General features: G+C 77.3%; 1 pseudogene. It reads right to left on the bottom strand.

The window, feature by feature from the left end:
* Positions 1–1,130: pseudogene (locus ABT367_RS41400) on the bottom strand (hypothetical protein); the annotation flags it as partial.

Below are 1,130 nucleotides of genomic sequence, written 5' to 3'. Positions count from 1 at the left end.
CCGGAACGCCAGGCCCGCGAGGGCGTCCGCGGCGCGGCGGGCGCGCTGGGCGGCGTCCTGCTTCTCGTCCCGTACACGGGCGGCGTCGGCCGCCGCCTCATCGGCCTCGGCGCGGGCGGTGCGCGCCTCGGCGAGCTCGGTCTCGGACTCTTCGGCGAAGGTACGGGCGGCGGTCGCGGCCTCCTCGAGCTCCGCCAGCCGTCCTGCCGGGCAGCCCGCGCGCCAGGACGAGAGCCGGGCCGCGAGCTCGCGGTCCTTGCCCAGGCGGGCGGCGAGCGCCCGGATCTCCTCGTCGCGCTGCGTGGCGCGGGCGCGCAGCGTCTGCCGCTCCTCGTCCGCGGCCTGTTCGTCGTGCATGGCCGGGTTCGGCGGTACGAGGAAGACGGCTCCCGCACCGTCCTGCTCGGCCGGTGTCGGAGCGAGCAGCGCGGCGGCCGTGCCGACGGCCACCGCGGACCGCGGCAACAGCGCGGCCGCGCCCAGGACTTCCCGTGCCCGGGCATGTGTGTCGGGGTCGGTGATGACCACACCGTCGACCAGCTCGGGACGCGCGGCAAGGACCCGGGCATGGTCGGCGGGCGCGACGGCCTGGGCGAGGTAGCGCCAGCCCGGCAGGGCGGGGATGCCGTGTTCGCCGAGGTACTCCACGGTGGCCAGGACGTCGGGTCCGGGCGGGAGCAGTCCGCCGTCACCGAGCGCGCCGAGGATCCGGGAGTCGTCGGCCGCGGCGGTGCGCAGGTCGAACAGCTGGCGCTCGGCGCCGGCCACACCGGACTCGAGGAGCTCCTTGAGCTCGTCGGCGTAACGGTCCAACTCGGCGGCGGTGAGCTGCCCTTGGACGCTCTCGTCCCCGGCGCCGTCCGTGCGGGGCTTCGGCACTCCCCCGCGTACGGCATCGGTGGAGGAGACTCCCCCGCGTACGGATTCGGTGGAGGACACTCCCCCGCGTACGGCATCTGCGGCGGGCAGCCCGAGCAGCTCGACGAGCCGCTCCTCGGCCGCGAGCGCGTCGGCCGTGCGCCGCTCGGCCTCGTACGCCCGGGTGGCCGCGTCGGCGGCATCGGCGGCGCGGGCTGCGGTGAGCTCGGCGCGCGCCTCGACGGAGGCGGCCTCACGGGCCTGGTCGCCGG

The organism is Streptomyces mesophilus, from assembly GCF_040300965.1.
GTDB classification, from domain to species: Bacteria; Actinomycetota; Actinomycetes; order Streptomycetales; family Streptomycetaceae; genus Streptomyces; species Streptomyces mesophilus_A.
The sequence above is the reverse complement of the archived record's forward strand: the minus strand, read 5'-3'. Positions and strand labels throughout refer to the sequence as shown.